Source organism: Micromonospora humidisoli (genome assembly GCF_016900955.1).
In the GTDB taxonomy this organism is placed as follows: domain Bacteria; phylum Actinomycetota; class Actinomycetes; order Mycobacteriales; family Micromonosporaceae; genus Micromonospora; species Micromonospora wenchangensis.
Genome location: NZ_JAFEUO010000004.1, coordinates 640,800 through 666,376, shown reverse-complemented (window position 1 = coordinate 666,376; position 25,577 = coordinate 640,800). Strand labels below are relative to the sequence as shown.

Below are 25,577 nucleotides of genomic sequence, written 5' to 3'. Positions count from 1 at the left end.
GACCGGCTAGTATCCGGTGAACGCGCTGGTCGCGGCCGGATGCTGGGAAGATCGCCGGTCGCCCGCTACCCGCCGACGGGCCCCGCTCGCCGACCGTCACCCCGCCGGTGCCGGCCGGCGAGGCGGTCGGGCTGGCCGACGGCCCGGCACCGCAGGGTGCCGGGCCGTGGGTCGCCGGTGCCGTCAGGGGCGGGTGAAGACCAGGGCGACGTTGTGGCCGCCGAAGCCGAACGAGTTGTTCAGCGCGGCGGGCACGTCCAGGTGGCGGACCTTGTTCGCGGCCACGTCCATGTCCAGACCGTCGTCCGGATCGTCCAGGTTGATCGTCGGCGGGATGACACCGTCGCGGATGGTCAGGATGGTGGCGATCGACTCCAACGCACCGGCCGCGCCGAGCAGGTGCCCGGTCATCGACTTGGTGGCGGTCAGCACCGGGTGGTCACCGAGCGCCCGGTGCAGCGCCTTGATCTCGGCGAGGTCGCCCACCGGGGTCGAGGTGGCGTGCGCGTTGACGTGCACGATGTCGGCCTTCGCCACGTCGGCGTCGGCGATCGCCTTGGCGATGGCCCGGATCGCCCCGGCCCCCTCGGGGTGCGGCTGGACGATGTCGTACCCGTCGGAGGTGATGCCCGCACCGGCGAGCCGGGCGTAGACGTGCGCGCCCCGGGCGGCGGCGTGATCGGCCCGCTCCAGCACCAGGATCCCGGAGCCCTCGCCGAGGACGAAGCCGTCGCGGCCCTTGTCCCACGGGCGGGAGGCCTGCTCCGGTTCGTCGTTGCGGGTCGACATGGCCCGCATGGAGCTGAACCCGGCGATCGGCAGCGGGTGGATGACCGCCTCGGTGCCGCCGGCCACCACCACGTCGGCCCGGCCGGAGCGGATCATGTCCAGGCCGAGCGCGATCGCCTCCGCACCCGTCGCGCAGGCGCTCGCCACGGAGTGCACCCCGGCCTGTGCGCCCAGCTCCAACCCCACCCAGGCGGCGGGACCGTTGGGCATCAGCATCGGGATGGTGTGCGGGGAGACCCGGCGCGGGCCGGACGCCTCCAGGATGTCGTCCTGCGCGAGCAGGGTCAGGGCACCGCCGATGCCCGAGCCCACGCTGGCACCCAACCGTTCCGGGTCCAGCCCCGAGTCGGCGAGCCCGGAGTCTGCCCAGGCCTGCTGCGCCGCGATCAGCGCGATCGCCTCCGAACGGTCCAGCCGGCGCAGCTTCACCCGGTCCAGCACCTCGGTCGGCTCCACCGCCAGCTGGGCGGCGATCCGGACCGGGAGCTGGCCGGCCCACTCCTGGGTGAGCGAACTCACCCCGGAGCGGCCGGCGAGCATGGCGTCCCAGGTCGACGCGACGTCCCCGCCCAGCGGGGTGGTCGCGCCGAGCCCGGTGACGACGACGTCGACGCGACTCATCTCAGGACTGCGCCTCGATGAAGCTGACGGCGTCCCCGACGGTCTTCAGGTTCTGCACCTCGTTGTCCGGGATCTTGACGCCGAACTTCTCCTCGGCGGCGACCACGACCTCCACCATGGAGAGGGAGTCGACGTCGAGGTCGTCGGTGAAGGACTTCCCCTCGGCCACGTCGTCCGGGTTCACCCCGGCGACCTCTTCGAGGATCTCGGCGAGGCCGGAGGTGATCTCGTCACGGGTCATTACGGTGGGTTCCTCTCATCGGGGTTTTGTTCTCCGCCGGATGGCGGCGCGCCGCGGTCGCCGACCGCGTCGGGTCTTCAGGGGCAGCGGACGACCTGACCGGCGTAGGTCAGCCCGCCGCCGAAGCCGAACAGCAGCACCGGCGCGCCCGAGGGCACCTCCCGCCGCTCGACCAGCTTGGACAGGGCCAGCGGCACGCTCGCCGCCGAGGTGTTGCCGGACTCGACGATGTCCTTGGCGATGATCGCCTGCGGGATGTTCAGCCGCTTGGCGATGCCGTCGATGATCCGCGAGTTGGCCTGGTGCGGCACGAACGCGGCCAGCTCGGACGGGTCGACGCCGGCCTTCTCGCACGCCTGGAGCGCCAGCGGGGCCAGCGCGGTGGTGGCCCAGCGGAACACCGACTGCCCCTCCTGCGCGATGTACGGCCGCCAGCCCTCGATGCGTACCGCGTCGCTCTTGTCCGGCGCGGAGCCCCACACCACCGGACCGATCCCGCTCGGCTCGTCGCCGGTGGTGGCGGTGACCACCGCCGCGCCCGCGCCGTCGGCGAAGATGATGCAGGTCGAACGGTCGGTCCAGTCGGTGAAGTCGGAGAGCTTCTCGGCCCCGATGACCAGCGCGTTGCGGGACGCGCCGGCGCGGATCGCGTGGTCGACGGTGCCCAGCGCGTACGCGAAGCCGGAGCAGGCGGTGTTCAGGTCGAACGCGCCGGGGGCGGTGATGCCCAGCTTGGCGGCGACCCGGCAGGCCACGTTCGGGCTGCGGTCGATCGAGGTGCAGGTGGCGACGACGACCAGGTCGATGTCGGCGGCGGTGAGGCCCGAGTTGGCCAGCGCCTTGTCGGCGGCGGCGGTGGCCATGTCGGCGACCGTCTCGCCGTCGGCGATGCGCCGGCTGACGATGCCGACCCGGTCCCTGATCCACTCGTCGTTGGTGTCGACGAACTGGGCGATGTCGTTGTTGGTCACCACCCGGGAGGGCTGGTAGTGCCCGAGGGCGACGATCCGACTGCCGCTCATGCCTGGCCTCCGATGCGGGCGATGGGTTGGCCCGGCGCGACCGGGTCGGCGGGGTGGGCGAGCCACTCGGTGAGCGGGCCGCTGTCGTGGGCGGTGACCTCGACCGGCCCCTGCCGGGTGGTCACCTGGCCGAGCACCTGGCCGGCGCTCAGCCCGGTGCCCTCGGCGAGTCCCTCGGCCGGTGCGAAGGTGCCGACGGCGGGGGCGACGACCACCCGGGCGCGGGGGGCCGGGCGGTGACCGGGCGGGCCGCTGTGCCGGGCGATCAGGTCCCGGGCGGCGGGCAGGTCGGCGGGGGTGTTCAGGGTGACGATCTCGGGCACCCCGGTGGCCTTGAGCTCCCGCTTGACCAGCCCGGCGAGGGTGCCGGCCGGGGGCAGTTCGAGCACGCCGGTGACCCCCAGGTCGGCCAGCGTCCGCATGCACAGGTCCCAGCGCACCGGCGCGGTGACCTGCCGGACCAGCCGGTGCACCAGCTCCCGGCCGTGCGCGACGGGAGTGCCGTCGAGGTCGGAGAGCAGGAGCCGGGCCGGGCTCGACGGGGTGATCCCGGCGGCGACGGCGGCCAGCGCCTGCTCGGCGGGGCCCATGTACGGGGTGTGGAACGCCCCGGCGACCTTGAGCCGGACGATCCGGGCCCTGGCCGGGGGTTCGGCGGCGAGCTTGTCCAGGGCGTCGAGCGTGCCGGCGGCGACCACCTGCCCGCCGCCGTTGCGGTTGGCTGGATGCAGGCCGTGGGTGGCCAGGGCGGCGAGCACCTCGTCGGGGTCGCCGCCGAGCACGGCGGCCATCCCGGTCGGTGCCAGGGCGCAGGCGGCGGCCATCTCCCGGCCGCGCACCCCGGCGAGGGTGACCGCGGTCTCGGCGGAGAACACCCCGGCCAGCGCGGCGGCGGCCAGCTCGCCGACGCTGTGCCCGGCGACCAGGTTCACGTCGTGCAGGGGGAGCTGCTCGGCCGCGACCAACGCCGAGGCCACCAGCAGCGGCTGGGTGCGGGCGGTGTCCACGATCTCGTCGGCGTCGGCCTCGGTGCCGAGGTGGACCAGGTCGACCCCGGCCGACACCGACCACCAGCGCAGCCGTGACTCGACGCCACGCAGGGCGAGCCAGGGCGTCAGGAAGCCGGGCTTCTGGGAACCCTGGCCGGGAGAGAGGACGGCGAGCACGTCTATGACTCTTCCCGATACTCCGGGGTAAGCGCTGTGCGGGCTGACACCAAACCGCACTAGAACTCTTGGAGGGTTCCTACAAAATCGGCAGAGATCGTCACCTGACGGCCCTGCTCACCGGTCACCCGGTGTCATTTCTGGTTCGGACCGGGTGCGCCCGCCGGGACGATCGGGTCCAGCCGGCCGACCGTCAGCGCCACCTGGAGTGCGAACGCGTCCCGGGGGGTCAGTGGGGAGAACCCGGTGACCTCGGCGATCCGGCGCAGTCGGTAACGCACCGTGTTGGGATGGACGAAAAGGGCACGGGCCGCGCTCTCCAACGTCCCGCCGGCGGCGAAGAAGGCGTCCAACGTCTCCAGCAGTTCCCCGCCGGCACGCACCAGGGCGGCGTACACGTCGTGGCGCAGCCGGCGGCGGGCCTCGGCGTCACCGGCGAGGGCCCGCTCGGGCAGCAGGTCGGCCGCCGGAACCGGCCGGGGCGCGGTGGGCCAGGCCGGCGCCGCCCGGTAGCCGGCCAGCGCGGCCCGCGCCGAGTCCGTCGCCTCGTCCAGACTGGGTACGGCGGGACCGACCACCACCGGGCCGTCGCCGAATCCGGGGAGCAGCTTCTCGGTGGCGGCCATCGGGTCGGCCGCGCCACCGAGCACGATGACCAGCCGGTCGCCGTGCACGCCGCCGATCACCTCCACCCCGATCCGGCGGGCGTACCGGTAGACGGTGTGCAGCACGGCGGACACCTCCCCGCCGGGGGACCGGCCCACCGCCACCGCCACCGGTGGGGCGTCCGCCCAGCCCAGGGCGGCGGCCCGGCTGGCCAGCACGTCGGGGGAGTCCCCGCGCAGCAGGGCGTCGACCAGCAGCGCCTGCAACCGGGCGTCCCAGGAGCCCCGGGACTCGGCGGCACGGGCGTACACCCGGGCGGCGGCGAAGGCGATCTCCCGGGAGAACCGCAGCACCGCCTCGCGCAGCTGCTGCTCCTCGCCGGGCGCGGCCAGGTGCGACACCTGCTCCTCGACCACGTCGATGGTCACCTTGATCAGCGCGACCGTCTGCTGAAGGCTGATCGAGCGGGCCAGGGCCAGCGGCGCGGTGGCGAAGACCTCGTCGGAGACCTCCTGGGTGCTGTCGGTGGTGCCGCCGCCGGAACCCAGCCACTCGACCAGCGACCGGGCGCCGGCCTGCGCCACCAGCATCACCCAGGAACGCTGCTCGGCCGGCAGCTCGCGGAACCAGGGCAGGCTCTCGTCCATCCGCACCACGCTGGCCGTGGCCAGCGCCCCCGCCGCCCGCTCGATCCGGCGCAGGGTGGCCGTCAGTTCCATCCCGTCCGGCTCGTTCACCGCTCCAGCGTGACATGCCGTGAGCAGGGACTCGACGTCGGCTCCGGGGCGGCCCGCCGGGTGACGGGCCGCCGGGCGTCGAGGCGCAGGTCGGCGGTGGGGCGGTCAGCTGGTGACGGTGACGTGCACCACCCAGCGCACCTGCGGGGACGGGCAGGGGGTCGGCGCGTGCCGGCAGAGGTTGTCGGTGATGGTGGAGACGTCGACCTGGCCGGGTGCGGTCGCCACGTAGCGGGCGATCAGCGGTTGGCCGCTCGGGTAGCCGCCGGTCACCTCGCCGGGCACGACGACCCCGGCGGGGGTGAGCGTCGGGGGCAGGTAGTTGCTGGGCAGGCTCACCACGAGCGTGTCACCGACGCGCAGCGTGAGGTCACGCTGGTTGTCAGGAGCGGAGACGACGACGGTCTGCCCGGCGTCGGTCGGTGGCAGCGCGATGACCGCGACGTGCAGCGCCCACAGCACGGTCGGCAGGGTGCACGGCGGGGTGGTGTGCTGGCAGGCGTGGTCGGTGCGGGTGGTCAGCTCGGCGGTGCCCGGGGACACGGCCCGCAGCGTCGCCACGAGCGGCTGCCCGGTCGGGAAGCCGCCGCTGGTCGACACCGGGGTCAGCGCGTTCCCGGTGGTGCTGACCGGCAGGTAGTCGGCCGCCAGGGTCACGCCCAGCGTCTGCCCGACGTACAGGGTGACGGTGCGCTGGTTGTCGGCCTCGCGGACGGTGACGTCGGCCCCGGCCGGCGGGCTGGCGGTGGTCGGCGGGACGGCGTCGTTGGTGCAGCTCGGGGTGGGTGCGGTGGTGGGGCCGGCGAGCTGGACGCCGAAGGTGGTCGACGCGCCAGGTGTCAGCACCCCGTTGTACGGCGCGTTGGTCGCGGTCGCGGTGCCGCCCGCCGCGCTGACCGAGGTGTTCCAGGACGACACGATCCGTTGGCCGTCGGTGAGCGGCCAGGTGACCGCCCACCGGGTGGCGGTCGCCGACGCGGTGTTGGCGACGGTGAAGGTGACGATCTGGCCGCCGCTGGCGCCGCTGCCCCAGCGCGAGTCGACCCGGACCGTGGCGGTGCAGCCGCCGGCCGGGGTGGCCGTGGCGGGTGCGCCACCGGCGACCGTGGTCATGCCGAGGGCGGCGACGGTGGTGGCGGCGAGGATGCCGCCGGCCGTCAGGACGGACCGCCTGGAAGCGATCATGATGATTCCTCCGATCCCCGTCGGAGCTCCTGCCGGGGCGGCGTCGGGCCGGCCGCCGGCCGGGAAGCCCATGGTGCCGTCCGCACCCTACGACCATCCGGTGGCCGCCGTCAATATAGACATAGATCTATGTTATGGTGGTGGCGCGGGCAGCCCCAGCTCCTGCGCCAGGATCGCCGCCTGCACCCGGCTGCGCAGCGCCAACTTCGCCAGCACCCGGCTCACGTGGGTCTTCGCGGTGCTCTCCGCCACCGCCAGCCGGTCGGCGATCTCCCGGTTGGACAGGCCGATGCCCAGGCAGGCCAGCACGTCACGCTCCCGGGGGGTCAGCCCGGCCACGGCGGCGCGGTCCGCCGCGTCGACGCCCGGCGCGGTCGCCGCGAACGCCGCGATCAGCCGCCGGGTCACCGTCGGGGCGATCACCCCCTCGCCCCGGGCCACCGTCCGGACCGCCGCCACCAGACCGGCCGCATCGGTGTCCTTGAGCAGGAAACCGGCCGCCCCGGCACGCAGCGCGCCGAAGACGTACTCGTCCAGGTCGAAGGTGGTCAGTACCAGCACCTCGGCGGTGCCGGCGGCGACGATCTCCCGGGTCGCCGACACCCCGTCCAGCCGGGGCATCCGGATGTCCAGCACCGCCACGTCGGGACGCAGCTCCCGGCAGAGCCGCACCGCCGCCTCCCCGTCGGCCGCCTCGCCCACCACCTCGATCTCCGGCGCGCCGGCCAGGATCAGCACCAGACCGGCCCGGACCGCCGCCTGGTCGTCGGCCAGCACGACCCGGACCGGGGCAGTCACGGCTGCTCCCCGGCCGGCAGCGTCGCCCGCACCCGCCAGCAGCCGTCCCGGGGGCCGGCGGTGAACTCGCCGTCGAGCAGGGCGGCCCGCTCCCGCATCCCGATCAGGCCCGCACCCCCGGCCGGCAGCCCCGCGCCGGTGCCGGGCCCGCCGGAGCGGACCGGATTCTCCACCGTCACCGTCACCTCCGTCGGCAGGTACGCCACGGTCAGCTCCGCCGTACCCGTGCCGTGGCGCAACGCGTTGGTCAACGACTCCTGCACGATCCGGTACGCCGCCAGGTCGACCCCGACCGGCAGCGCCCGGGGCCGCCCCCGCACCGTCGAGCGGACCCGCAGGCCGGCGTCGGCCATCCGGGCCAGCAGCCGGTCCAACTCGTCCAGCCGGACCCGGGTGGCCTCCTGCACCGGGTCCACGGACGGCTCCCGCAGCAGCCCGACGAGTTGCCGCATCTCGGCCATGCCCTGCACGCTGCTGTCCCGGATCACCCGCAGCGCCGCGTCGATGCGGGGCCTGTCCAGCCCGGGGGCGGCGAGTACGGCGGTGGCGTGCAGGGCCACCGCGCTGAGCTGGTTCGCCACCACGTCGTGCAACTCCCGCGCCATCCGGGCCCGTTCGGCCAGCACCGCCTGCCGCCGGTCCAGCTCGACCAGCCGGGCGGTCTGCTCGGCGCGGGCCCGCTCGGTCGCCGCCTGGTCCCGGTACTGCCGCACGCTGACCCCGGTGACCACCGGCAACACCCCGAGCAGCGCGAACGGCATCCCGACGGCGGCACCCCGCCAGCCCCAGCAGAGCAGGCCCAGCACCACGCCGCCGACGCTGAGCCCGACGGTGACCCGCAGCAGCCAGCGCCACCACCGGGGCGGGCCGTACACGCACGTGTCGTACAACACCTGGGTGAAGATCACCGTGACGCCCACCGACACGCCGAGCGCGGCGTCGGCGAGCACCGCCACCGTGCCCACCGCCAGGCCGGTCCGGGTGGCCACCCGCCGCAGCCCGACCGCCACGCTCACCGCCAGCAGCGGCAGCAGGAAGGACACCCGTGGCACGTCCGGCGCCCAGGGGAACTGGGGTTGCAGGCCGACGCCGTAGGCCGCCAGGCCGCCGACCAGGGACACCCCGGCCAGGGCCAGGTCGCGTCCCGGCCGGCCGGAGCCGACCCAGCCCGGCACCCGCATGGTCCCGATCCCACCACATCCCGGGTCGGCACCCCTCCCACCTGCGGAGGAGGCCGCCCGGTCGGCCGTCCGCCGAAGGGGGTACGCCGGGCCGCCGCTCCGCCGAAGGAGGGACCCGCAACTCGTCCCCGCCGGTGAGGTGACCACCTCCCCGCCCCGGCACGCTGGACCGGGACGGGGAGGTGGACATGCTGCTGGCGGTCATCGTCGGGTGTGAGATCGGGTTCTGGGTGCTGCTCGTGGCCGGGCTGGTCGCCCGCTACCCGCTGCGCCGGCCCCGGCTGGGGGCGGCGCTGCTGGTCTGCGTACCCCTGGTCGACCTGGTGCTGCTGGGCGCGGCGGCGGTGGACCTGCGCCGGGGGGCGACCGCGGACGCCACCCACGGGCTGGCCGCCGTCTACCTCGGGTTCTCGGTGGCGTTCGGGCACTCCCTGGTCCGCTGGGCCGACCAGCGCTTCGCGCACCGTTTCGCGGGCGGCCCGCCGCCGGTGAAACCACCCAGGTACGGCTGGGCGCGGGCCCGCCACGAGTGGCGGGAGTGGGGTAAGGCACTGCTCGGCTGGGCGGTCGCCTGCGCCCTGCTGGCCGCCGCGATCGTCGTCGTCGGGGACGCCGAACGCACCCGGGAGCTGGCCGGCTGGATCCGCAACCTCACCGTCGGACTGCTGATCTGGCTGGTCGCGTTCCCGGTCTGGGAGACGATCTTCCCGCGTCGCCCGAGGTCCTGACACCGGGGGTACGCGCTGCACGGCGCGTCGGTGCCGGCCAGTACGGTGGCACTGCCGCGCCGGGGTGTCGTCCCGGCGGGCGACGCGAGTGTGAGGAGACCTGGATGGCGCACGGCGAGGCCGACCACGGCTGCGCCCAGGGCGAGCCCTGCCGACCGGGCCACCCCGACCAGCCGCCGGCGGGCCGACCGCACCGCCGGATGGTCACGGAGCAGGTCTGCCGGGCGGCCGAACGGGTCGACGACGAGCTGATCCTGCCCCGCCAGCGCGGCACCGAGACCGTCGACGGCGCGGCGTGCCGACCGGCGGCGGAGCCCGGCCCGACCGGTCAACCGGACACCTCGGCCGGAGCCTGCCGCAGCGACCTGGCCGGGTGGGCCGGCGCGCACCGGCACGGCCCGGTCCGCCCCGGCCGGCGTCGGCAGCGGGTCCAACGCCCGCCACACCGCTGGTGCTGATCACCCGGCGGCCCGTCGGCCGTTAGCGTGGTGACGTGCAGGCGATCGCGATCGACGGGTGGGGTACGGCCGACCGGCTGACCCCACGGGAACTGCCCGACCCCCCGGTGGGGCCGGACACGGTGCTGGTGCGGGTCCGCGCCGCCGGGGTGAACCCGGTCGACGCGAAGGTCCGCGCCGGGCAACTCGCCGGGGCGATCCCCGCGCACTTCCCCCTGGTCCCCGGCTGGGACGCGGCGGGCGTGGTGGTGGCGGCCGGTCCGGCGGTCACCGGGTTCGCCGTCGGCGACGAGGTGATCGGGTACGTCCGCCGCGACCACCTCCAGTACGGCACCTACGCCGAACTGGTCCCCGCCCCGCAACGCTGCCTGGCGATCAGGCCGGCGCGGGCGTCCTGGGCCGAGGCGGCCGGCCTGCCACTGGCCGGGCTGACCGCCTACCAGGCGTTGCGGCGGGCCGGCACCGGCGCGGGGGACACCGTGCTGGTGCACGGCGCGTCGGGCGGGGTGGGGCATCTCGCGGTGCAGGTGGCGCGGGCGCTGGGGGCGACCCGGGTGATCGGCACGGCGGGCCCGGCCAACCACGACTTCGTCAGGTCGTTGGGCGCCGAACCGGTCGCCCACGGCGACGGCTTGGCCGACCGGATCCGCACGCTCGCGCCCGACGGGGTGGACGTGGTGCTCGACCTGTTCGGCGGTGCGGCGCTGGACGCGTCCGCGGTGCTGCTGTCCAGCCCGGCCCGGCTGGTCTCCGTCGCCGATCCGGAACACGTCACCCGGCTCGGCGGCAGCTACCTGTTCGTGCAGCCGTCCTCGGCGGACCTGGGGCTGCTGGCCGCGCTCGTCGACGCGGGCCGGCTCACCGTCCACATCGAACGGGTGCTCCCGCTGGCGCAGGCCGCGGACGCGCACCGGCTGGTCGAGGCCGGGCACGTCCGGGGCAAGGTGGTGCTGGCGGTGTGGTCGGCGGCGGGTACGGCGGCCGACCGGCCGACCTGACCGGCACCGGGCGCGGTGCACCCGGCGGGCCGGCGAGGCTGTCGGGCCCGGTGGCCTCGCCGGGCCCGGTGGCGGTCGGCCGGCCCGTGCTCGTGGTCGGCCGGTGGTCGCCGGCCGGCCGGTGGTCAGCGGGTGCGGCGGCGGACCAGCAGGGCGATGCCCGCCAGGCCGAGCGTGATCACCAGCATCACGCCCACGTTGAGCAGCAGCAACCGCTGGAGTTCGGCGATCGCGTCGTCGATGTCCCGGCCCGGGTTGAGGGCGTCGTCGGCAAGGGCCCGCTCGCCGCCACCCACGCCGCCGCTGACCGTGTCGAACTGCCGCTCCAGCGGCACCCCGGCGGCGCGCAGCGTCTCGGACATGGTGAGCCGGCCGAGGAACCAGCCGGCGGTGGTCTTGTGCTGGTCGGGCTGCTTGGCCGGTCGGAAGGCCCGCGGGCCGCCCTTGGCCAGCGGATAGAGGTCGAACGTCTGCTTGGGGGTGTCCCCGGCGAGCACCACGATGGTGTACTTCGGACCGAGGTCGGCGGCCTTGGGCCCCTTGGCCTCACCGGTGCGGCCGAACCAGCTGACCTGGTCGATGACCGCGACCACGTGGGTCGGGGCGGTGTCGGTGCGCAGACGCAGCGGTTCGGTCAGCCCGACCCCGGTGATGTCCACTCCGGCGGGTGGCGTCTTCGGCGCCGCCCGCTGTGCTCCGGCCGCCTGCGCGGCCGGCCCGGTGCCGAGCAGCACCACCGCCGCCACGCCCACGGCGACCGCTGCCAGCAGCCGCCTCACCCTGTCGACCATCGCCGCCTCCTCGCCCCGTTCGATGGATGGCTGTGCTGCGGGTCACGCGCGGGTCGGTCGGCATCGGCGCGTGACCGGGCAGCGCCGGCCACACCGCACAGACTTCCTGGAACATCGCTCGGATGCAGCTCTGGGAACAATATGTGGAACTATCTGCGATCCTGGAACGACCAATGCTCAGCCGCGTGATCAGCGGGCGGATCGTACCTTTGCGGAGGACTTCATGGGGGGCAGGGTCCCACGGCTGGTGCGGGCGGTGCCAGTGCTGGTCGGCGTGGCGCTCGGCGTGGCGTTGTTACCGGCGTCGCCGGCGCTGGCACACAACTCGCTGACCGGGAGCAATCCGGCCAACGGGGCCAAGGTCGCCGCCGCGCCGGCCGCCGTCGAGCTGCGTTTCCTGGCCAAACTCGATCCGGGCAGGACGAAGATCACAGTGACCGGGCCGGACAACGTCCCGGCCGCCGGTGGCGAGCCGACCTTCTCCGGCAGCCGGGTCAGGGTGCCGTTCGCCCCGGGCGCGGCCGGTCTCTATATCGTCGACTATCAATTGCCTTCCAGTGACGGGCACCCGGTCAAGGGGGAGGTGCGGTTCACCCTCACCACCGGCACTGCCGCCGCGCCCCCGTCGCCGTCGGTCACCCCGTCGGCCAGCCCCACCCCGTCACCGACGCCGAGCAGCGCGGCACCCGCCTCCCCGTCGACCACCCCGGTCGCCGCCGCCGGCACCGACGACGCCGGCCGGGGCTGGCTCTGGGCGGCCGGTGGCCTGGTGCTGCTCGCCGCGCTCGCCGCCGGGCTGTTCCTGCGCCGCCGCCGGGCCAGCCGGACCTGACCGGACACCGAAGCGGGGCCCACCGGTCACCGGTGGGCCCCGCTTCGGTGTCGTGGCGGCTAGACCAGGCGGAGCCGGGCGGCGCGCAGCCGGGCCAGGGTGCGCTCCCGACCGAGCACCTCAAGCGACTCGAACAGCGGCAGCCCGACGGTACGGCCGGTGACCGCCACCCGGACCGGGGCCTGCGCCTTGCCCAGCTTGAGACCGCGTTCCGCGCCGACCGCCTCCAGCGTCGACTTCAGCGACTCCGCGTCCCAGGACTCCAGTGCCGTGTAGCCGGCGACGGCCGCGTCGAGCAGCTCGGCCGCCCCCTCCTTCATCGCCTTGGCCCAGGCCGCCTCGTCGATCAGCGGGTCGGCGAGGAAGAGGAAGTCGACGTTGGGCACGATCTCGCTGAGCACCGCGATCCGGGTCTGCGCCAGCGGCGCCACCGCGGCGAACGCGTCGGCGTCGAACTCCTCCGGCTGCCACGGTGGCGGCGCGATGGTGCCGGTGCCGGTCAGCCACGGCCGGCAGGCGGCCACGAACTCGTCGACCGGCAGCGCGCGGATGTACTCGCCGTTGAACGCGCGCAGCTTCTTCTCGTCGAAGAAGGCGGGGGAGGGGTTGACCTCGGTCAACCGGAACTCCTCCTCGATCACCGACCAGGGCACGATCTCCCGGTCGCCCGAGGGCGCCCAGCCGAGCAGCATCAGGTAGTTGCGCATCGCGGCGGCGAGGTAACCCTCGTCCCGGTACGCCTCCAGGGCCACCTTGTCGCGGCGCTTGGAGAGCTTCTGCCGCTTCTCGTTGACCACCACCGGCACGTGCGCCCAGACCGGCGGCTTGACCCCGAGCGCGTCCCAGAGGAGCTGCTGCTTCGGGGTGTTCGGCAGGTGCTCCTCGGCCCGGATCACGTGGGTGATCCCCATCGTCAGGTCGTCCACGACGTTGGCGAGCAGGAACACCGGGGAGCCGTCGCCCCGGGCGATGACGAAGTCCTCGATCAGCTTGTTCTCGAACGTCGGCTCGCCCCGGATCAGGTCGACCACCACGGTCGTGCCCTCGTCGGGGGTACGGAAGCGCAGCGCCCGACCCTCGCCCGGGGGCAGGCCCCGGTCCCGGCAGAAGCCGTCGTAGCCCTGGTACTGCGAGCCGGTACGGGCCTGCACCGCCTCCCGGGTGCAGTCGCAGTAGTAGGCCCGGCCGGCGTCGTACAGCCGCCCGGCGGCGGCCCGGTGCTCACCGGCGTACGCCGACTGGAAGTAGGGGCCCTCGTAGGTGTCGCGGGCGATGCCGATCCACTCCAGCGCGGACAGGATGCCCTCGGTCCACTCGGGCTTGTTGCGGGCGGCGTCGGTGTCCTCGACGCGCAGCACGAACACCCCACCCTGCTGCTTGGCGAAGATCCAGTTCTGCAGCGCCGAGCGGGCGCCGCCGACGTGGAACATACCGGTCGGGGAGGGGGCGAAGCGCACACGTACCGTCACGCCGTCCAGCCTACGGCCGGCCGCGACCGGGTTTCGCCAGGGGGCCGGGACGCCACCGCCGGGCGTTGTCGACCCTTGGACGGCGACGGCGACGGCGACGACGACGACGGCGGCCCGACCCGCCCGGCCGGGTCGCCGCCGGGGGTCAGCGCACTCCCCGGATCTTGAGGACCAGGGCGCTGCCGAGCAGGGTCACCACGGCGGTCACCGCGTACAGCGTCGGGTAGCCGCCCAGGTGGACCACGATCGGGGCGGAGAGCGCCGGGCCGAGCACCTGGGGTGCCGAGTTCGCGATGTTGATCACCCCGAGGTCCTTGGCCCGGTCGGTGGCGCGCGGCAGCACCTCGGTGATCAGCGCCGCGTCGACCGACAGGTAGACGCCGTAGCCGGCACCGAGCAGCACGGCCGCGACCAGCGCCATCGGCCAGGTCGGCGCGACCGCCAGCAGCAGCGCGGCCACCGCCATCACCACCCCGGACACGATCACGTAGACCTTGCGCCGGCCGGACCGGTCGGACAGCATCCCGGCGACCACGGCGGTGAGCATCATGCCGAGGGTGTAGAGCAGGATCAGCACCAGCAGCCCGCCCTCGGGGTCGGGGTAGCGCACCCCGTCGGTGAGGAAGTACAACAGGTAGAGGGTGCCCAGGGCGTTGCCGATCTGCACCAGGAACCGGGTGATCCAGGCCCAGGCGAAGTCCGGGTGCCGGCGCGGGTCGATCCACATCGAGGCGACCAGCGCGCGCAGCCGCAGCGGCGGGCGGTGCTGCCGGGGCAGCGGGTCGTCGGGGGTGAGGAACGCGAACGGCAGCGACAGCAGCAGCACCGCCAACGCCATCGCGGTGTAGCCGGGCACGGTGCCGCTGACCAGGGCGGTGACCAGTACCGCGCCGAGCACCAGGCCGAGCGCCTGTGGGATGCCCACCCAGCCGGAGACGCCACCGCGCTGCACCACCGGCACCCGGTCGGGGATGCCGGCGGTGAGGCTGGCCAGCATCGCGTTGAAGCAGACCTGGGCGGCCACCCAGCCCAGCGCCACCCCGGCGATGGTCTGCTGCCGGGCCAGCAGCACCAGCGCCAGCGCGCCGAGCACCGCGCCGCCGGCCGTCCAGACGTGCCGGCGGCCGAACTCCCGTCCGCCGACGCGCAGGCAGGTGCGGTCCGACAGCGCCCCGGCGAGCGGGTTGGCCAGCACCGCCGCGAGCGCGCCCAACCCGGTGACGACGGCCAGCATCGCCTCCTTGTCGGCCGGGGCGATCCGCTCCACCTGCTGGGGCAGCAGCACCTGGATCGGGGTGAAGAAGGCCATCCACACGCCGAGGTTGGCCGCGAAGATCAACGCGATCCAGCTGCGCCGGACCGGGACGACCGGGTCGGCGAGCGCCGCCGGTAGCGAGGCCGGCGTCGGGTCGACGGTGGTCACCCCCGGCCGACCTGGGACCGGTACCAGGCGTACGAGGACTTGGGCGTGCGGGTGCCGGTGGCGAAGTCGACGTGCACCAGGCCGAAGCGCTTGGTGAAGCCCTCGGCCCACTCCCAGTTGTCCAGCAGCGACCAGACGAAGTACCCGGTCACGTCGACGCCCTCGTCGATGGCGGCCCGCAGGGCGCGCAGGTGCCCGTCGAGGTAGGCGATCCGGTCCGGGTCGGGCACCAGACCGTCGGCGTCCGGGACGTCGTCGTAGGCGCAGCCGCCCTCGGTGATCTGGATCGGCGGCAGCGCGTCGCCGTACCTGTCGCGCAGGCCGACGAGCAGGGTACGCAGCCCGTCGGGCACCACCGGCCAGTCGAACGCGGTCAGCGGGTAGCCCTCCAGCGGGACCAGCTCGAACGGCAGCGGGGAGCCCTCCTCGGGGGCGCGTACCCCGGTCGGGTTGTAGTAGTTGACGCCGAGCACGTCCAGCGGCGCGGCGATCACCGCGAGGTCGCCGTCGCGGACCACGCCCGGGTCGAAACCGTCGGGGTAGCCCCGGCCCAGCAGCGGGTCGGTGAACAGGTGGTTGTGCAGGGCGTCGTACGCCGCCGCGGCGGCCCGGTCGGCGTCGGTGTCGCCGTGGCGGATGACAGGCGAGTAGTTGTTGGCGATGGCCACCGGCGCGGTGCTGTGCGCGCGCAGCGCGGCGACGGCCAGCCCGTGCCCGAGCAGTTGGTGGTGGGCGGCGGGGAAGGAGTCGAACAGCAGGGTCTGGCCGGGGGCGTGCTCGCCGGTGCCGTGGCCGAGGCTCAGGTGGATGAACGGTTCGTTGAGGGTGATCCAGAGCTTCACCCGGTCGCCGAGGCGGGCGGCGGTCACGTCGGCGTACTCGGCGAAGTGGGCGGCGGTGTCCCGGTTGAGCCAGCCGCCGGCGTCCTGGAGGGGCTGTGGCAGGTCCCAGTGGAACAGGGTGGCGACCGGGTCGATGCCGGCGGCCAGCAGGTCGTCCACGAGCCGGTCGTAGAAGTCCAGGCCGGCGGCGTTGACCGGGCCGGTGCCGCCGGGGCGCACCCGGGGCCAGGCGATCGAGAACCGGTACGCCGAGACCCCGAGCCCGGCCAGCAGCGCGACGTCCTCCCGGTGCCGGTGGTAGTGGTCGCAGGCCACGTCGCCGGTGCTGCCGTCGATGATCCGGCCGGGGGTGTGCGCGAAGGTGTCCCAGATGGACGGTCCCCGGCCGTCGGCGTCGGCGCCCCCCTCGATCTGGTACGCCGAGGTGGACACCCCCCAACGGAAACCGGCGGGGAAACCGGGGATCGGTGCGGTCGTCATCCACCCTCCCAGAACGCGAAACGTGTTCGCACTCTAGGGCGCGAAGTCCGCGAGCGCCATAGGTGCGAGGCAATGCGGGCGCAAGGGCTGTCGGCGTGTCTTTTTCCGAACACGTCCCAGTAAGTCCGATTTAACGCATAGAGTGCGGAATATCGCGGATGTCCTCAGTGGGGGAAGAACAGAATGATCCTCGTCGAACGCAGTGCGCACGTGATGGCGCCGGTGGAAGCGGTCTGGGAAGTCGTCCAGCGGGCCGAGCAGTTGCCCGCCTGGCTGGCCGGGGTCCGGGCCGCCGAGGTCCTTTCGGGGGAGGGCTTCGGTCGCCGACAACTCGTCCAGGCCGGGCGCGGCTCGGCGCACGAGGCCGAGGTGATCGCCTACCAGGAACCCACCCTGATCGGCTGGCGGGAACGCGCCCGGGGGGCCGGGGCCCGCGCCGAGGCGCGTACCGAGATCTACGTGCAGCTCACCGCCGACGAGGAGGAGGGCGGCACGATCGTCCGGCTGATCGTGGTGCGCTGGCCGGCCGGCCCGGTCAAGGGTGCCCTGCTGCGCCTCGGGCTGCGCCGGGTCGGTGCCGACCTGGAGGAGTCGCTGGCCCGGCTCACCGACCTGGCCGCCGTCGGCTGACCCGACCAGGCGACGCGAAAGGGCCCGGCGCACCGCGCCGGGCCCTGCGTCGTACCTCGGGGACTAGCTGTCCCCGCCGGTCTCGCCGACCGGGGCGGCGTTGACGTCGTCGATCGCGTACTTCTTGGCGGCCTCGGCCGGGACACCGGCCGGGACCGTGCCGCGCAGGGCGAGCTGCCGCAGCGTCGCCACCGCCACCGACTCGGCGTCGACGTGGAAGTGCCGCCGCAGCGCGTGCCGGGTGTCCGACATGCCGAAGCCGTCGGTGCCGAGCGAGGTGTAGTCGCCAGGTACCCAACGGGCGATCAGGTCCGGTACCGCGCGCATCCAGTCGCTGACCGCGACCTTCGGCCCGTCGGCGTCGGCCAGCTTCTGCGCGATGTACGGCACCCGCTGCTCCGCGCCCGGGTTGAGCAGGTTGTGCTCCTCGCAGAGCACCGCGTCCCGGCGCAGCTCCGTCCAGGAGGTCACCGACCAGACGTCGGCGGCCACCCCCCAGTCCTGGGCGAGCAGCTGCTGCGCCTTGAGCGCCCACTGCATGCCGGTGCCGGAGGCGAGGATGTTGGCCTTCGGGCCGTCGACCTGCGGGGCCGGCGCGTAGCGGTAGATGCCCTTGAGCAGCCCGTCGACGTCCACGTCGGCCGGCTCCACCGGCTGGTGGATGGGCTCGTTGTAGATGGTGAGGTAGTAGAAGATGTTCTCCTGCTCCTCGCCGTACATCCGGTGCAGGCCGTTCTCGACGATGTGGGCCAGCTCGAAGGCGAACGCCGCGTCGTAGGCGACCACCGCCGGGTTGGTGGCGGCCAGCAGCAGCGAGTGGCCGTCCTCGTGCTGGAGACCCTCACCGTTGAGCGTGGTCCGCCCGGCCGTCGCGCCGAGGACGAAGCCCCGGGCCATCTGGTCGGCCGCCGCCCAGAAGCCGTCACCGGTGCGCTGGAACCCGAACATCGAGTAGAAGATGTACATCGGGATCATCGGCTCGTCGTGGGTGGCGTACGCGGTGCCGGCGGCGGTGAACGAGGCGACCGAGCCGGCCTCGTTGATCCCCTCGTGCAGGATCTGCCCGGTGGTCGACTCCTTGTAGGACAGGAACAGGTCCCGGTCGACCGAGGTGTACCGCTGGCCGTGCGGCGAGTAGATCTTCGCGGTCGGGAAGATCGAGTCGAGGCCGAAGGTGCGCGCCTCGTCCGGGATGATCGGCACCCAGCGCTTGCCGAACTCTTTGTCCTTCATGATGTCCTTGAGCAGGCGGACGAAGGCCATCGTGGTGGCCACCTTCTGCTTGCCCGAACCGCGCTTGACGTCGGCGAACCGCTCCGGCCCCGGGATCGCCAGCTTCTTGTGGCTGGTCCGCCGCGACGGCAGGAAACCGCCGAGCTGCTCGCGCCGCTCCCGCAGGTAGGCCAGCTCGTCGGAGGACTCGCCAGGGGTGTAGTACGGCGGCAGGTACGGGTTCTCCTCCAGCACCTTGTCCGGGATGTCCAGATAGAGGCGGTCGCGGAACAGCTTGAGGTCGTCAAGCGTCAGCTTCTTCATCTGGTGCGTGGCGTTACGGCCCTCGAAGTGCGAGCCCAGCGTCCAACCCTTGATGGTCTTGGCCAGGATGACGGTCGGCTGCCCGGTGTGCTCGGTGGCCGCCTTGTAGGCCGCGTAGAGCTTGCGGTAGTCGTGCCCGCCCCGCTTGAGGTTCCAGATCTCGTCGTCGGACAGGTGCTCGACCATCCTGCGGGTCCGCTGGTCGCGGCCGAAGAAGTGCTCCCGCACGTACGCCCCGGACTCCGCCTTGTAGGTCTGGTAGTCGCCGTCGGGGGTGGTGTTCATCAGGTTGACCAGCGCGCCGTCGGTGTCCGCGGCGAGCAGCGGGTCCCACTCCCGGCCCCAGACCACCTTGATCACGTTCCAGCCGGCGCCCCGGAAGAACGCCTCCAGCTCCTGCATCACCTTGCCGTTGCCCCGGACCGGGCCGTCCAGCCGCTGGAGGTTACAGTTGATCACGAAGGTGAGGTTGTCCAGCTCCTCGCGGGCGGCCACGCCGATCGCGCCGAGCGACTCCACCTCGTCCATCTCGCCGTCGCCGAGGAACGCCCAGACGTGCTGCTGGGAGGTGTCCTTGATGCCCCGGTGGTGCAGGTAGCGGTTGAACCGGGCCTGGTAGATCGCGTTCAGCGGGCCCAGGCCCATGGACACCGTGGGGAACTCCCAGAAGTCCGGCATCAGCCGCGGGTGCGGGTACGACGGCAGCCCGCCGCCCGGGTGCGACAGCTCCTGCCGGAACCCGTCGAGCTGGTCCTCCGAGAGCCGGCCCTCCAGGAACGCCCGCCCGTACATGCCGGGGGAGGCGTGGCCCTGGTAGAAGATGTGGTCCCCGCCGCCCGGGTGGTTCTTACCCCGGAAGAAGTGGTTGAAGCCCACCTCGTAGAGGGAGGCGGAGCTGGCGAAGGTGGAGATGTGCCCGCCGACGCCGATCTCCGGCCGCTGCGCCCGGTGCACCAGCATCGCCGCGTTCCACCTGACGTACGCCCGGATCCGTCGCTCGATGTGCTCGTCACCCGGGAACCAGGGTTCCTGCTCCGGGGCGATCGTGTTGATGTAGTCGGTGGTGGTCAGGGACGGAACCCCGACCTGCCGCTCGCGGGCCCGCTCCAGCAGGCTCAGCATGACGTACCGGGCGCGCTTGGTTCCGCGCTCGTCGATGACACCGTCGAGCGACTCGACCCATTCGCCGGTCTCTTCAGGGTCGATGTCCGGAAGCTGGCTCGGCAGACCAGCGGTGATCACCGGGCGCTTGCGTTCCGTAGCCACAGGCGTTCCCTCGGTTGTGTGTGGGATAGGTCTCTAGCGCCATCCTGCCCTCTGGTGGCACCCGGCGTCACCTGTAGCTCCCTCAGACGCGACGCTGAACACAGGTACCCGTCGGTAACTTTGCGTGGACGGCCGCGCCGTCGCCGGGGACCGCCAGCGCCCCCGGGCGGCGGCGGCAGTGCGACGCATGCGGCAGAATCCGCCCTATGCGCAGTGAGGTGATCACCGTCCGGACCGGTTCCCGTCCCACCGTCGCCGACATCACGGCCGAGGCCGAACGGTTCGTCGCCGGGCAGGGCGACGGCCTGCTGCACGTCTTCGTGCCGCACGCCACCGCCGGGGTGGCGATCATCGAGACCGGCGCCGGCTCCGACGACGACCTGCTGCGGGCCCTGGACGACCTGCTGCCCACCGACGACCGTTGGCGGCACCGGCACGGCTCGCCCGGCCACGGCCGCGACCACGTGCTGCCCGCCTTCGTCCCGCCGTACGCGACGCTGCCGGTGCTCGGCGGCCGGCTCCAACTCGGCACCTGGCAGTCGGTCTGCCTGGTCGACCCCAACGGCGACAACCCGTCGCGCCAGGTCCGCTTCTCCTTCCTCCCCGGCTGACCCGCCCCGGCCCCGGCCGACGCCCGGCCGGCCCCCAGGGCCCCGACCGGCCGCGATCAGCGCAGCCCGGTCTCCGTCTCGACCGTGTAGCGGTCCCGGTCCACCGGCCGGACGCGGGCGGTGGACGGCGGCCGGTCGTACGTCTGGTGCAGGCCGGGCACCCGGTCCTCGACCACGAACGACGCCCGGGGGTACGCCGGCGCACCCGCCCGGCTCACGTACGGCAGCACCATGAAGTCCGCACTGAGCTGCGCGGGGGTGATCGTGGTCCGGACGAAACCGCGCAGGTCGTTCTGGAACCGCAGGTGCGGGTTGGTCCGCAGCCACGGGTGCGAGCCGCTGGCCGAGTCGAAACCGTCCCCGCCCGAGGTGACCGAGGAACAGACCAGCTCGGTGCCGACCGTCCGCGCCGCCGGGTCGAGGTAGTCCAGCTTCAGGTCGGCCGCCCAGTGCGCGTGCACGTCGCCGGTGAGCACCACCGGGTTGCGGACCCCGGCGGCCACCCAGCCCCTGGTGATCCGGTCCCGGGAGGCCAGGTAGCCGTCCCAGGCGTCCATGCTGGTCAGCCGGGTCGGCCCGGGGTCACGGTCGCGGGCGGCGAAGAACACCTGCTGGGCGAGCAGGTCCCAGCGGGTGTCGGAGCGGCGGAACCCGTCCAGCAGCCACTGCTCCTGCGCCGTCCCGGTGATGGTGCGACCCGGGTCGGCCGCCGCCGGGCAGTCCCGGTAGCCGTCCCCGCACGCCTGGTCGTCCCGGTACTGCCGGGTGTCGAGCAGGTGGAAGGTGGCCAGCCGACCCCAGCGCAACCGCCGGTACAGCGCGATGTCCGGACCGCGCGGCACCGAGTACCGCCGCAACGGCATGTTCTCGTGGTACGCCTGGAAGGCGGCGGCCCGCCGGGCCAGGAAGTCCGGGTCCGGCTCCTCCGGCACCGCGCCGGCCCAGTTGTTCTCCACCTCGTGGTCGTCGAAGATCACCGCCCAGGGGGCCGCCGCGTGCGCCGCCTGCAGATCCGGATCGGTCTTGTACTGGGCGTGCCGCTGCCGGTAGTTGGCAAGCGTCCGGGTCTCCGGCCCCTCGTGCCCGCGCGGGCGGTCCGGACCATACTCCCTGGCGTACTCGTACTGATAGTCGCCGAGGTGCAGGATCAGCTCCGGCGCGCTCTCGGCCAGCCGCCGGTACGCGGTGAAGTACCCCTGCTCGTAGTGGGAGCAGGAGACGAAACCCATCGCCAGCGCGGTGGGCAGGGACGCCGGGTCGGGCGCGGTCCGGGTGCGCGCGGTGGGGGAGAGGTGCCCCTCGGCCCGGAACCGGTAGAAGTACTCCCGTCCCGGCAGCAGCCCGGTCAGCTCGACGTGCACGCTGTGCGCCGCCTCGGGCCGGGCGGTCTGCGTACCCCGCTGGACGACGTGCCGGAACAGTGCGTCGGCGGCGACCTCCCACTGCACCTCGACCGTCCGGCCGGGCATGCCGCCCAGGCCGTCCTCGGCCAACGGCTGCGGTGCCAGCCGGGTCCACAGAACCACCCCCTGGTGGTCGGGGTCACCGGAGGCCACCCCGAGGGTGAACGGCCAGACCAGCGGCCGGTGCCGGGCCGGCACCGCCGGCCGGGCGGGACGGCCGTCGGCGGCGTCGGCGGGCGTGGACCGGCCGCCGGTCGCGCCGACCGCGCCGAGCGCCGCGCCGGAGAGCAGGACGGTACGTCGGGACAGTGCCATGGGAGCCTCCCCAGGGTCCGGTGCGTTCCTGACCCCGGCAGCGTCGCGACCCACGGTGGCCGTCAGGTGACGATCGGAGACCGGCACCGTCTCCGGCAGCCGAACAGCGTCCGGCGGACCGGGTGCCCGCCGCGCCGGCCCGTCGCCCGACCAGCGGGCAGGCTGTCCACACTGCGGAAACGGGGCGGGACGGTGCCCCACGGGGACCGTCCACAGCGGGGTGCGGCCCGGCGTCGTGGCCCGGTCGGGTCGTGTCTGACTGGGCGACCGTGGCCTCCGTCGGTAATGCTGATCGCGTGACCACCCCGCAAGATCTCGACGACCGGTTCCGGGAGACCCTGGGCGCGTTGCCCGAGCCCGAGCGGCGGCGTGACCCCGGGCAACCCGTCCGGCCCGGTGCCGCGCTGACCGGGCGACAGGTGCTCGCCCTGTTCGACGCGCAGGTGACCAGCCGCCAGCTCGACCTGGCCGCGCGGTGGCTGCGCAGCTTCGACGAGGGCTTCTACACGATCGGCTCGGCCGGGCACGAGGCCAACGCGGCGGTGGCCGCCGCGCTGCGCCCCACCGACCCCGCCCTGCTGCACTACCGCTCCGGCGCGTTCTACTGCCTACGCGCCGCCCAGGCCGCCGGCGACTTCCCCGGCGGCGACGCCGGGACCGGCGGGGATCTCGCGGCGGCGACCGGTGACTTGGACGCCGACGACCCGGACGCCGACGACCAGCCGTCGACCGGAGACCCCGACGGCGTCCATGAGCCGACCGACACCCCCGACGGCGTCCATGAGCCCGCCGACACCCCTGACGGCGGCAGTCGGCCGGCCGCCGCCCCCACCGACGGCGGCCACCCGGCGGTCGACGACGTCCCCGCGCCCGCCGGAGCGCACCACACCGGCCCGCCCGCCGCAGGTCCGGACGCCGGCTCCCGGCCCGGTCACCCGGACGCGCCCGGTTCCCCGGCGGTCACCGGGGCGTCGCACGCCGTCGCCGCGCCGCCCGGAGCCCCGGACGCCGCCGGCCCGTCGACCGGTCTGCCGGACGCCGTTGCCGCGTCCTCGGGAACCCCTGACGCCGGCCCGCCGGACGCGGTCGACGGCCTCGCCGTGCCGCCGTCCCCGGCCGGAGCGGTCGCCTACCGGGTGGGTGCCGACGGCACCGCCGAGCCGGTGCCCCGCCAGCGGACCGCCACCCCGGTAGCAGCCGTCCCCACCGGTCAGACCGTCACGTCCGCCGGTTCCGCTCAGACCGTCACGTCCGCCGGTTCCGCCGCCGACCCGTCCGGCCCGGCGGGAGACCCGGCCGACGTCGGGCCCGGAACCTCCGTCGCCACCGGCCCTCGCCCCGAGCCGGCGGTGGCCGACCCGGCGGGCGGCCCGGACCGGGACGGATGGCAGGAGGCGTACGCCGGGGCGGCCCGGGACGTGCTGCGCGGCATGGTCGCCTCGACCCGGGACCCGATCGCCGGGGGCCGGCACAAGGTCTTCGGCCGCGCCGACCTGGCCGTGGTGCCGACCACCTCCACCATCGCCTCGCACCTGCCCCGGGCGGTCGGGTTGGGGCTGGCCGTGGAGCGGCTACGCCGGATGGACACCGCCGGCCGGCGCGACGACCCGGACGGCCCGCCGCGCTCGCCGTGGCCCCGGGACGCCATCGTCGTCTGTTCGTTCGGCGACGCCTCGGTCAACCACGCCAGCGCCACCGCCGCCTTCAACACCGCCGGCTGGTACGACCACACCGGCCTGCGGATCCCGGTGCTCTTCGTCTGCGAGGACAACGGCCTGGGCATCAGCGTCCGGTCACCGGAGGGCTGGGTGGAGCGGACCCTGCGGGCCCGGCCGGGGGTGCGGTACTTCACCGCCGACGGCACTGATCCGGTGGCCGTGCACGCGGTGGCCGCCGAGGCCGCCGGCTGGGTGCGGCGGCACCGTCGCCCGGCGGTGCTGCACCTGCGTACCGTGCGGTTGCTGGGCCACGCCGGTGCCGACGCCGAGCAGGCGTACCGCAGCACCGCCGAGATCGCCGCCGACGAGGCGCGCGACCCGGTGCTGGCCACCGCCCGGCTGCTCGTCGAGGCCGGGGTGGCCACCGGGGAGGAGTTGCTGGCCCGCTACGACGAGCGGGGCTGGCAGGTGCGACGGACCGCCGAGGAGGTGCTCGACGAGCCGAAGCTGGCCGCGGTGGCCGAGGTGGTGGCCCCGCTGTCGCCGCGCCGGCCGTCGCGGGTCGCCGCCGCCGTGGCGCAGGCCGCCCAGCGGGCGGCCGGACCGGACGCGGCCGGCCGGGCGGAGGCGTTCGGCGGCAAGCCGCCGGAACTGGCCGGCCCGTTGACCCTCGCGCAGAGCATCAACGCGGCCCTCGCCGACGGGATGCTCAGCCATCCGCAGTTGGCGGTCTTCGGCGAGGACGTCGCCGCCAAGGGCGGGGTGTACGGGGTGACCAAGGGGCTGCGGGAGCGGTTCGGGGCGGCCCGGGTCTTCGACACCCTGCTGGACGAGACGTCGGTGCTGGGGCTGGGGCTGGGCGCCGGGCTGGCCGGGATGCTGCCGGTGCCGGAGATCCAGTACCTGGCGTACCTGCACAACGCCGAGGACCAGTTGCGGGGCGAGGCGGCCACGTTGCAGTTCTTCTCGCAGGGGGCGTTCCGCAACCCGATGGTGGTGCGGGTGCCGGGGCTGGCGTACCAGGAGGGGTTCGGGGGGCACTTCCACAACGACAACTCGGTGGCCGTACTGCGGGACGTGCCCGGTCTGGTGGTCGCGGTGCCGGCGCGGCCGGACGACGCCGGGCCGCTGCTGCGGACCTGCCTGGCCGCCGCGGTCGTGGACGGCACGGTCTCGGTCTTCCTGGAGCCGATCGCGCTCTACCACACCCGGGACCTGTACGAGCCTGGTGACGGTGAGTGGCTTGGTGCCTACGCCGAGCCGTCCGCCTGGGCTGCCGGTCACGCCCCGATCGGCCGGGCCCGGGTGTACGGCGTCGGCTCCGCCGAGGACGTCACCATCGTCACGTTCGGTAACGGGGTGCGGATGTCGCTGCGGGCGGCGTCGACCCTGGCCGACGAGGGGATCGGCTGCCGGGTGGTGGACCTGCGGTGGCTGGCTCCGCTGCCGGTGGCGGACCTGATCCGGGAGGCGTCGGTGACCGGGCGGGTGCTGGTGGTGGACGAGACGCGGCGCTCCGGCGGGGTGGGCGAGGGCATTCTCGCGGCGCTGGTCGACGCGGGATACGTGGGGGCGGCGCGGCGGGTGGCGGCAGTTGACTCGTTTGTACCATTAGGTCCGGCTGCCCGTCAGGTCCTGGTCTCCGAGGATGCCATTACCCAGGGTGCCCGTACGCTGCTGGCACGGTAAATTCCGTTCCACCCGGTGCGCCACTTGCGCGACGGACCACAACTGTGTGGACTCTGCCTGACGGCGTCACCGCGACGCCGCCGGGCAGGGACGAGATGAGGA

Annotated in this window: 21 protein-coding genes; 7 read left to right on the top strand and 14 right to left on the bottom strand. The window is 74.1% G+C overall.

Annotation, left to right across the window (positions count from 1 at the left end; translation table 11 throughout):
- Positions 1-183: 183 nt before the first annotated feature.
- The 8 genes from fabF to JQN84_RS17765 all read right to left on the bottom strand — a co-directional run bounded on the left by fabF (position 184) and on the right by JQN84_RS17765 (position 8,346).
- Positions 184-1,410 carry a beta-ketoacyl-ACP synthase II gene (gene fabF, locus JQN84_RS17800; RefSeq protein WP_204959452.1) on the bottom strand — a complete coding sequence of 409 codons (1,227 nt, stop codon included), beginning with the start codon at positions 1,408-1,410 and terminating at the stop codon, positions 184-186.
- A 1-nt stretch (position 1,411) separates the two neighbouring features.
- Positions 1,412-1,651 (bottom strand): acyl carrier protein, encoded by a 240-nt coding sequence (locus JQN84_RS17795; protein WP_067313076.1) that lies wholly within the window; start codon positions 1,649-1,651, stop codon positions 1,412-1,414.
- Between the two features lie 77 nt (positions 1,652-1,728).
- Positions 1,729-2,673 carry a beta-ketoacyl-ACP synthase III gene (locus tag JQN84_RS17790; protein ID WP_145921163.1) on the bottom strand — a complete coding sequence of 315 codons (945 nt, stop codon included), beginning with the start codon at positions 2,671-2,673 and terminating at the stop codon, positions 1,729-1,731.
- A complete protein-coding gene (locus tag JQN84_RS17785; protein WP_204959451.1) occupies positions 2,670-3,839 on the bottom strand; it encodes an acyltransferase domain-containing protein in 1,170 nt (389 codons plus the stop codon). Before JQN84_RS17785 ends, JQN84_RS17790 begins: the two co-directional genes overlap by 4 nt.
- A 134-nt stretch (positions 3,840-3,973) precedes the next feature.
- Positions 3,974-5,164: a PucR family transcriptional regulator gene (locus JQN84_RS17780; protein ID WP_204959660.1), complete on the bottom strand. Its 1,191-nt coding sequence runs from the start codon at positions 5,162-5,164 to the stop codon at positions 3,974-3,976.
- A 123-nt stretch (positions 5,165-5,287) separates the two neighbouring features.
- Positions 5,288-6,367, bottom strand: coding sequence for a cellulose binding domain-containing protein (locus tag JQN84_RS17775; RefSeq protein ID WP_204959450.1), 1,080 nt, complete (start codon positions 6,365-6,367; stop codon positions 5,288-5,290).
- A gap of 132 nt (positions 6,368-6,499) precedes the next feature.
- A complete protein-coding gene (locus JQN84_RS17770; RefSeq protein WP_204959449.1) occupies positions 6,500-7,165 on the bottom strand; it encodes a response regulator in 666 nt (221 codons plus the stop codon).
- Entirely contained in the window at positions 7,162-8,346 is a 1,185-nt protein-coding gene (locus JQN84_RS17765) for a sensor histidine kinase (protein WP_204959448.1), read from the bottom strand. Before JQN84_RS17765 ends, JQN84_RS17770 begins: the two co-directional genes overlap by 4 nt.
- A gap of 188 nt (positions 8,347-8,534) precedes the next feature.
- On the opposite strand from JQN84_RS17765, the gene JQN84_RS17760 reads away from it, so the two are divergent.
- The 3 genes from JQN84_RS17760 to JQN84_RS17750 all read left to right on the top strand — a co-directional run bounded on the left by JQN84_RS17760 (position 8,535) and on the right by JQN84_RS17750 (position 10,530).
- Positions 8,535-9,074 carry a hypothetical protein gene (locus tag JQN84_RS17760; RefSeq protein WP_204959447.1) on the top strand — a complete coding sequence of 180 codons (540 nt, stop codon included), beginning with the start codon at positions 8,535-8,537 and terminating at the stop codon, positions 9,072-9,074.
- Positions 9,075-9,178: 104 nt separating this feature from the next.
- On the top strand, positions 9,179-9,532 hold the full coding sequence (locus tag JQN84_RS17755; RefSeq protein WP_204959446.1) for a hypothetical protein: 354 nt from the start codon (positions 9,179-9,181) through the stop codon (positions 9,530-9,532).
- A gap of 35 nt (positions 9,533-9,567) precedes the next feature.
- Positions 9,568-10,530, top strand: a complete 963-nt coding sequence (locus JQN84_RS17750; protein WP_204959445.1) for an NADP-dependent oxidoreductase — start codon at positions 9,568-9,570, stop codon at positions 10,528-10,530.
- A 125-nt stretch (positions 10,531-10,655) separates the two neighbouring features.
- Here the strand turns inward: JQN84_RS17750 and JQN84_RS17745 are convergent, their stop codons facing one another.
- Positions 10,656-11,321: a hypothetical protein gene (locus JQN84_RS17745; protein ID WP_204959444.1), complete on the bottom strand. Its 666-nt coding sequence runs from the start codon at positions 11,319-11,321 to the stop codon at positions 10,656-10,658.
- Between the two features lie 223 nt (positions 11,322-11,544).
- Between JQN84_RS17745 and JQN84_RS17740 the strand changes: the two genes are divergently transcribed.
- Positions 11,545-12,153: a copper resistance CopC family protein gene (locus JQN84_RS17740; protein ID WP_204959443.1), complete on the top strand. Its 609-nt coding sequence runs from the start codon at positions 11,545-11,547 to the stop codon at positions 12,151-12,153.
- Between the two features lie 59 nt (positions 12,154-12,212).
- Here JQN84_RS17740 and gltX read toward each other — a convergent pair whose 3' ends face one another.
- The 3 genes from gltX to JQN84_RS17725 form a co-directional block, all read right to left on the bottom strand.
- The gene (gltX, locus tag JQN84_RS17735) at positions 12,213-13,622 is read right to left on the bottom strand and encodes a glutamate--tRNA ligase (protein ID WP_307821284.1); all 1,410 of its coding nucleotides are present in this window, start codon (positions 13,620-13,622) and stop codon (positions 12,213-12,215) included.
- A 145-nt stretch (positions 13,623-13,767) separates the two neighbouring features.
- On the bottom strand, positions 13,768-15,045 hold the full coding sequence (locus JQN84_RS17730) for an MFS transporter (RefSeq protein ID WP_204959442.1): 1,278 nt from the start codon (positions 15,043-15,045) through the stop codon (positions 13,768-13,770).
- Positions 15,042-16,367 carry a GH1 family beta-glucosidase gene (locus JQN84_RS17725; protein ID WP_204959441.1) on the bottom strand — a complete coding sequence of 442 codons (1,326 nt, stop codon included), beginning with the start codon at positions 16,365-16,367 and terminating at the stop codon, positions 15,042-15,044. Before JQN84_RS17725 ends, JQN84_RS17730 begins: the two co-directional genes overlap by 4 nt.
- Positions 16,368-16,550: 183 nt before the next feature.
- Between JQN84_RS17725 and JQN84_RS17720 the strand changes: the two genes are divergently transcribed.
- Complete coding sequence (locus tag JQN84_RS17720; RefSeq protein WP_204959440.1) at positions 16,551-16,997, top strand: SRPBCC family protein; 447 nt, start codon at positions 16,551-16,553, stop codon at positions 16,995-16,997.
- 63 nt (positions 16,998-17,060) lie between these two features.
- On the opposite strand, the gene aceE is transcribed toward JQN84_RS17720, so the two are convergent.
- A complete protein-coding gene (gene aceE / locus JQN84_RS17715) occupies positions 17,061-19,799 on the bottom strand; it encodes a pyruvate dehydrogenase (acetyl-transferring), homodimeric type (RefSeq protein WP_204959439.1) in 2,739 nt (912 codons plus the stop codon).
- A gap of 206 nt (positions 19,800-20,005) precedes the next feature.
- Here aceE and JQN84_RS17710 point away from each other — a divergent pair, with 206 nt between their 5' ends.
- Positions 20,006-20,410, top strand: coding sequence for a YjbQ family protein (locus tag JQN84_RS17710; RefSeq protein ID WP_168222548.1), 405 nt, complete (start codon positions 20,006-20,008; stop codon positions 20,408-20,410).
- A gap of 56 nt (positions 20,411-20,466) precedes the next feature.
- Here JQN84_RS17710 and JQN84_RS17705 read toward each other — a convergent pair whose 3' ends face one another.
- A complete protein-coding gene (locus JQN84_RS17705) occupies positions 20,467-22,128 on the bottom strand; it encodes an alkaline phosphatase D family protein (RefSeq protein WP_204959438.1) in 1,662 nt (553 codons plus the stop codon).
- Between the two features lie 296 nt (positions 22,129-22,424).
- Between JQN84_RS17705 and JQN84_RS31450 the strand changes: the two genes are divergently transcribed.
- Complete coding sequence (locus JQN84_RS31450) at positions 22,425-25,475, top strand: thiamine pyrophosphate-dependent enzyme (protein ID WP_307821282.1); 3,051 nt, start codon at positions 22,425-22,427, stop codon at positions 25,473-25,475.
- The last annotated feature ends 102 nt before the right edge of the window (positions 25,476-25,577 follow it).

Coding starts and splice junctions, on each gene's coding strand:
- JQN84_RS17760 (WP_204959447.1), top strand. CDS start 8,535: ATGCTGCTGGCGGTCATCGTCGGGTGTGAGATCGGGTTCTGGGTGCTG.
- JQN84_RS17740 (WP_204959443.1), top strand. CDS start 11,545: ATGGGGGGCAGGGTCCCACGGCTGGTGCGGGCGGTGCCAGTGCTGGTC.
- JQN84_RS17745 (WP_204959444.1), bottom strand. CDS start 11,321: ATGGTCGACAGGGTGAGGCGGCTGCTGGCAGCGGTCGCCGTGGGCGTG.
- JQN84_RS17755 (WP_204959446.1), top strand. CDS start 9,179: ATGGCGCACGGCGAGGCCGACCACGGCTGCGCCCAGGGCGAGCCCTGC.
- JQN84_RS17720 (WP_204959440.1), top strand. CDS start 16,551: ATGATCCTCGTCGAACGCAGTGCGCACGTGATGGCGCCGGTGGAAGCG.
- JQN84_RS17780 (WP_204959660.1), bottom strand. CDS start 5,164: ATGGAACTGACGGCCACCCTGCGCCGGATCGAGCGGGCGGCGGGGGCG.
- JQN84_RS17765 (WP_204959448.1), bottom strand. CDS start 8,346: ATGCGGGTGCCGGGCTGGGTCGGCTCCGGCCGGCCGGGACGCGACCTG.
- JQN84_RS17705 (WP_204959438.1), bottom strand. CDS start 22,128: ATGGCACTGTCCCGACGTACCGTCCTGCTCTCCGGCGCGGCGCTCGGC.
- JQN84_RS17725 (WP_204959441.1), bottom strand. CDS start 16,367: ATGACGACCGCACCGATCCCCGGTTTCCCCGCCGGTTTCCGTTGGGGG.
- fabF (WP_204959452.1), bottom strand. CDS start 1,410: ATGAGTCGCGTCGACGTCGTCGTCACCGGGCTCGGCGCGACCACCCCG.
- JQN84_RS17710 (WP_168222548.1), top strand. CDS start 20,006: ATGCGCAGTGAGGTGATCACCGTCCGGACCGGTTCCCGTCCCACCGTC.
- JQN84_RS17795 (WP_067313076.1), bottom strand. CDS start 1,651: ATGACCCGTGACGAGATCACCTCCGGCCTCGCCGAGATCCTCGAAGAG.
- JQN84_RS17775 (WP_204959450.1), bottom strand. CDS start 6,367: ATGATCGCTTCCAGGCGGTCCGTCCTGACGGCCGGCGGCATCCTCGCC.
- JQN84_RS17790 (WP_145921163.1), bottom strand. CDS start 2,673: ATGAGCGGCAGTCGGATCGTCGCCCTCGGGCACTACCAGCCCTCCCGG.